The organism is Kitasatospora sp. MBT66, from assembly GCF_000710405.2.
Lineage (GTDB): Bacteria > Actinomycetota > Actinomycetes > Streptomycetales > Streptomycetaceae > Kitasatospora > Kitasatospora purpeofusca.
Window position 1 is genome coordinate 146,130 of the sequence record NZ_JAIY01000010.1, and the last position, 5,791, is coordinate 151,920.

5 protein-coding genes and 1 tRNA gene are annotated in these 5,791 nt (G+C 72.5%); 1 reads left to right on the top strand and 5 read right to left on the bottom strand.

The annotated features are described in order from the left end of the window. Window positions 1-22 precede the first annotated feature (22 nt). The 4 genes from BI06_RS25245 to BI06_RS25260 form a co-directional block, all read right to left on the bottom strand. Window positions 23-583, bottom strand: coding sequence for an HIT domain-containing protein (locus BI06_RS25245; RefSeq protein ID WP_043471843.1), 561 nt, complete (start codon window positions 581-583; stop codon window positions 23-25). Window positions 584-655: 72 nt separating this feature from the next. Continuing rightward, complete coding sequence (gene thrS / locus BI06_RS25250; protein ID WP_043471846.1) at window positions 656-2,635, bottom strand: threonine--tRNA ligase; 1,980 nt, start codon at window positions 2,633-2,635, stop codon at window positions 656-658. Window positions 2,636-2,734: 99 nt separating this feature from the next. Then, window positions 2,735-3,922, bottom strand: coding sequence for a hypothetical protein (locus BI06_RS25255; protein ID WP_043471849.1), 1,188 nt, complete (start codon window positions 3,920-3,922; stop codon window positions 2,735-2,737). A 32-nt stretch (window positions 3,923-3,954) separates the two neighbouring features. After that, complete coding sequence (locus BI06_RS25260; protein ID WP_043471851.1) at window positions 3,955-4,509, bottom strand: DUF4365 domain-containing protein; 555 nt, start codon at window positions 4,507-4,509, stop codon at window positions 3,955-3,957. Window positions 4,510-4,662: 153 nt separating this feature from the next. Here BI06_RS25260 and BI06_RS25265 point away from each other — a divergent pair, with 153 nt between their 5' ends. After that, the gene (locus BI06_RS25265; protein WP_043471853.1) at window positions 4,663-5,430 is read left to right on the top strand and encodes an exonuclease domain-containing protein; all 768 of its coding nucleotides are present in this window, start codon (window positions 4,663-4,665) and stop codon (window positions 5,428-5,430) included. A 75-nt stretch (window positions 5,431-5,505) separates the two neighbouring features. On the opposite strand, the gene BI06_RS25270 is transcribed toward BI06_RS25265, so the two are convergent. Next, window positions 5,506-5,577, bottom strand: a tRNA-Val gene (locus BI06_RS25270). Window positions 5,578-5,791 lie beyond the last annotated feature (214 nt).

The window sequence follows — 5,791 nt, forward strand, 5'->3', positions numbered from 1 at the left end:
CCTCCTCGTGTCAGGCGCGGGTCTAGTCCACCGGCCAGGCCTCGGCCAGCATCTTCCGGGTGTCCGCCAGCAGCTGCGGCAGCACCTTGGTGTGGCCGACCACCGGCATGAAGTTGGTGTCCCCGCCCCAGCGCGGCACCACGTGCTGGTGCAGGTGCGCGGCGATACCGGCCCCCGCCGCGGCGCCCTGGTTCATCCCGATGTTGAAGCCGTGCGCGCCCGAGGCCGCGCGCAGCGCCGTCATCGCCTTCTTGGTGAACACCGCCAGCTCGGCCGTCTCCACCTCGTCCAGCTCGGTGTAGTCCGCCGCGTGCCGGTACGGGACCACCATCAGGTGCCCGCCGTTGTACGGGTACAGGTTGAGCACCGCGTACACCGCGTTCCCGCGCGCGACGACCAGCCCGTCCTCGTCGGTGAGCGCCGGGATCGAGCAGAACGGACAGCCGTCGTCCGGAGCCGGGCCGGTGGGCTTGTTCTCGCCCTGGATGTAGGCCATCCGATGGGGGGTCCACAGGCGGCGGAAGCCGTCCGGCTCCCCGACGCCCCGCTGCAGTTCCGGCTCAGTCGTCATGCTGATCAGCATATTCGCCCACCCCCGCTTGCAAAGCGCGCGGGGCGGACTCCCGAAGGAGCCCGCCCCGCGCACACGGTCGGGTCAGACCTGGATGCGGCGCTCCACCGCGTCCACGATCTCCTGCACGGCCTCGGCCAGCGGGACGCCGTTCTTCTGCTCGCCGTTGCGGTAGCGGAAGGAGACCGCGCCCGCCTCGACGTCGTCGTTGCCGGCGATCAGCATGAACGGGACCTTGGTCTTCTGGGCGTTGCGGATCTTCTTCTGCATCCGGTCGTCCGAGGTGTCCACCTCGACCCGGACCCCGCGCTTCTTCAGCTCGGCCGCGACCTCCAGCAGGTACGGCACGTGCTCGTCGGTGATCGGGATGCCGGTGACGGTGACCGGGGCCAGCCACGGCGGCATGGCACCGGCGTAGTGCTCCAGCAGCACCGCGAAGAACCGCTCGATCGAGCCGAACAGCGCCCGGTGGATCATGACCGGCCGCTGGCGCGAGCCGTCCGCCGAGGTGTACTCCAGGTCGAAGCGCTCGGGCAGGTTGAAGTCCAGCTGGATGGTCGACATCTGCCAGGTCCGGCCGATGGCGTCCCGCGCCTGCACCGAGATCTTCGGGCCGTAGAAGGCCGCGCCGCCCGGGTCCGGGACCAGCGGCAGACCCTGCTTCTCGGCCACGGCGGCCAGGACCGCGGTGGCCTCCTCCCAGGCGTCGTCGCTGCCGACGAACTTCTCCGGGTCCTTGGTGGACAGCTCCAGGTAGAAGTCGGTCAGACCGTAGTCGCGCAGCAGGTTGAGCACGAAGGTGAGGGTCGAGTCGAGCTCGTCCGCCATCTGCTCACGGGTGCAGTAGATGTGCGCGTCGTCCTGGGTGAAGCCGCGGGCGCGGGTCAGGCCGTGCACCACGCCGGACTTCTCGTACCGGTACACGGTGCCGAACTCGAACAGGCGCAGCGGCAGTTCACGGTACGAACGACCGCGCGCGTCGAAGATCAGGTTGTGCATCGGGCAGTTCATCGGCTTGAGGTAGTAGTCCACCCCCTCGTCGAGCTGCATGGGCGGGTACATACCGTCCGCGTACCAGTCCAGGTGGCCGCTCTTCTCGAAGAGCTTCCCCTTGGTGGCGTGCGGGGTGTAGACGAACTCGTAGCCCTCCTCCTCGTGCCGGCGGCGCGAGTAGTCCTCCATGGCGCGGCGGATGATGCCGCCCTTGGGGTGGAAGACCGCGAGGCCGGAGCCGATCTCCTCGGGGATGGAGAAGAGGTCGAGCTCGTTGCCGAGCTTGCGGTGGTCGCGCTTGGCGGCCTCCTCCAGGAACTCCAGGTGCGCCTTGAGCTCGTCCTTGCTCGGCCAGGCGGTCCCGTAGAGGCGCTGGAGCATCGGGTTCTTCTCGCTGCCGCGCCAGTAGGCGGCGGCCGAGCGCATGATCTTGAACGCCGGGATCATCCGGGTGCTGGGCAGGTGCGGGCCGCGGCAGAGGTCGCCCCAGCACAGCTCGCCGCTCTTGGCGTCCAGGTTGTCGTAGATGGTGAGCTCGCCGGCGCCGACCTCGACGTCGGCACCCTCGCCGGCGGTGGCGGCGGAGCCCTTGAGGCCGATCAGCTCCAGCTTGTACGGCTCGCCGGACAGCTCCTCGCGGGCGGCCTCGTCGGTGACGACGCGGCGCGAGAAGCGCTGGCCCTTCTTGATGATCTCCTGCATCTTCTTCTCGATGGCCTTGAGGTCATCGGGGTGGAACGGCTTCTCGACGTCGAAGTCGTAGTAGAAGCCGTCCTTGACCGGCGGGCCGATGCCGAGCTTGGCCTCCGGGAAGAGCTGCTGCACGGCCTGGGCCATCACGTGCGCGGTGGAGTGGCGCAGGATGTCGAGGCCGTCGGGGCTGCCGATCACGACCGGCTCGACCTCGTCGCCGTCCTGGACGGCGTAGGCGAGGTCCTTGAGCTGGCCGGCGACCTTGGCCGCGATGATCGAGCGGTCGTCCGCGAAGAGCTCGGCGGCCGTGGTGCCCGTGGTCACCACGCGCTCTTCCCGATCGGGTTCGCGGTTGATGATTACCCGGACGTCCGTCACCGGTCTCTCCTGACGTGCTGGATTCAGAGGACGCAGCACAGCGCTGCGCCTGACGATGGTACCGAGACCGGTGGCCCCACCGTCACCTCCGTACCCCTCCTATGCCTCACGCCCCTCCCCCAGGGTCTTGAGCAACCGCTCGCGCTCGGCGTCCTCCAGTCCGCAGGGCTCGAGGCCGGAGGGCCGGGTGAGGCGGCGGAAGCCGCCGCGCCGTTCCAGGCGGCCGGAGATCCGTACGGGGGTGCCGGCCAGGTGGGCCTCGGCGGCGAGCCGGTAGGCGGCGTCGGGCAGCCGCACCTTGACCTCGTCGACCTCGGCGCCGCCGAGCACCCGCAGCCGGACGCTGCCGGGCCCGGCGGGGTCGGCCCGCTTGAGCCGGACCACGAGGCCGACCAGGGTGACGGCGACGGCGGGTTCGAGGCGTTCGAGCAGGTCGGCGGCCTCGACCAGGGCGGGCAGGTCGCCGGGCGAGAACTCGACGGCGGTCCGGCGGTCGCCGAAGCCGCCCGGGGTGCCGGCGGCGGCCGACCAGGCGACGGTGAACCGGCTCGCGGTGGCGCCGCGCACGAGGTCCTGGACCGCGTCGACCAGCTCGCGGCTGACCCCGGACTGGACGGCGTTCTCGAAGGCCTCGGCGCCGCCGCTGACCCGGCGGTAGTCGACGGCGTCGCGCAGCGCCTCCAGGGCGCGGACCAGGGTGGTGATCGCCGCCCTGCCCTCGGGGGCGGGGCTGTGGGCGGTGAGTCCGGGGCCGTCGGCGACGACCAGGACCCGGTCCAGGAAGTCGCCGGCCCAGCTGTCCAGGCGGGCGCCGAAGTAGGCGGCGCGGGTGCGGCCGGCCTTGGCGCCGGCGGCGAGCATGGCGCGGGCGGCCCGCCGGAGCCGTTCGGTCTCGTTCCAGGGCGCGGTGCCGGGGGTGGCGGCGCCGTGCGGTCCGGCCGGGTCGCGGTGCCAGTGCAGCTCGTCGCCGGGGACGGCGAGGGCGAGCAGGATGGCCCGGGCGGAGGGGCTGGCGGAGCGGGAGAGCGCGGTGACGGCGTCGGCGAGCAGGTCGACCGCGTCGTCGAAGCCGTCGCCGGCCGGGACGAGCAGGCTGACGCCGGGGTCGGTGCCCTCGGGGGGCGTCCAACGCCCGTAGCGGGCGGAGGGTCCGCCGCGCCGGACCCAGCCGTGCCGGGCGAGCAGGACGGCGAGCACCGCGGGGTCGACGGCGGCCGGATCGGGCAGCGGCCCGGTCTGCGGCGGTTCGCCGGGCGCGGGGCGCAACGGCCCGTGGGGCAGTGTCATGGAGCGGCTCCTCCCGGCCGGGGGCCGGGCCGTCACGGGCTGCCGCCCGCTCCGACCCTGGCCATGATGTCGCACAGGGCGCGGTCGTCGAAGACCTTCGCGGTGGGGACGCGGACGTTGGTCCGGCGCTGCCCGGTGACGGGGTGGCCGGCCAGGTTGACCCAGTAGCAGCAGTGCCGCAGCTCCAGCGCGTCGGGCCGGGCGGCGAGCCAGCGGTCCACCCGGCGGGGCAGCAGCATGACGACGAGGATCCGGGGCACCGCGACCCGGGGCCGGGCGAGCTTGCGCAGGTGGTCGTTGTCCAGGGTGAAGGAGAAGAAGGCGCCGCGCGGGTCGGGCGCGATCTGCTGGGTGGCCTTCAGCTGGATCTTGACGGTGACCTCGTCGTCGACCTCGTGGCTGCGCGAGCCGTGGCTGACCTGCCAGTCGATGCCGTTGTCCGGGAACGGCTGCGAGAGCGAGCAGCCGGCCGCGGCGACGACCGCGTGCAGATAGCCGACCTGCAGGGTCTCCATGCAGGCCGTCACCGCCAGATCGCCCCGCAGGACGGCCGCCGCCTCGTCGGGCTGCGGCTGCGTCAGCGCCATGACCGTCCGTCCCTCCCCCGTCCCCCCGGCCGGTCCGGATTCGAACGCGGCACCCGTGGGCAGGGTGCCCGGCCGGTGTCCCGCCAAACGGTTGAGGGGGTGTCAGGGGCGGGTATCACCGGGGCGGGAACACGCTGTTTTCGAGGGGCAGTCATGCAGCAGCACTGGTTCACCGGCCCGCTCGCCTCCTTCGACACCGAGACCACCGGCGTGGACGTCGAGTCCGATCGCATCGTCTCGGCCGCCCTGGTCGTCCAACCCGCCCCGGGCGCGGCCCCGGTGGCGACCACCTGGCTCGCCGATCCCGGCGTGCCGATACCCGACGGGGCCCGCGCGGTGCACGGGATAGACGACGCCAGGGTGCGGGCGTTCGGGCGCCCGGCGGCGGCGGTGGTGGCCGAGGTGGCCGCCGCGCTGGCCGAACAGGCCCGGGCCGGGCGGCCGGTGGTGGTGATGAACGCGCCGTACGACCTGACGCTGCTGGACCGCGAGCTGCGCCGGCACCGGGGGACGTCGCTGGCCGAGGCGACCGGTCCGGCGGCGCTGCTGGTGCTGGACCCGCGGGTGCTGGACAAGCACGTGGACCGCTACCGCCGGGGCCGGCGGACGCTGACGGACCTCTGCGCGCACTACGGGGTCGAGCTGACCGGGGCGCACGAGGCGGCGGCGGACGCGACGGCGGCGCTGGAGCTGGTGCGGGCGGTCGGTGCCCGGTTCCCGGGGGCGCTGGGCGGGCTGACGGTGGGCGAGCTGCATCTGCGGCAGGCGGTCTGGCACGCGGCGCAGGCCCGGGGGCTGCAGGCCTGGTTCGACCGGTCGGGGGCGGACGAGCGGGTGGACCTGTCCTGGCCGATGCGCCCGGCCCGGTGCGGTTGCGGGCGGCGGCTGTCGCCGGAGCACGACTGCGAGGTGGCGGCGTAGCGGCCGGCGGCACTCGACGCGCACGAACGCCGCAGGCCCTGACCGGTATCCGATCAGGGCCTGCGTGCTGTCCGGTGGGCGATACTGGGATCGAACCAGTGACCCCTTCGGTGTGAACGAAGTGCTCTCCCGCTGAGCTAATCGCCCGGGCAACGAGAAGAACTGTAGCACCATTCGGGGGGTGCCGTACAACTCGTTCGGGGAGTGCCGCCCGACGCTCCCACAGAACTCCCGCGCGGTGCGGAAGATGACTGCGCCTCAGAACATTCCCCGACACCGTTCACCGGATTGCGGGAAATACATGTGAGGCCCAGCCGAAAATCGGCTGGGCCTCACATATCACAATGCATTCCGGTGGGCG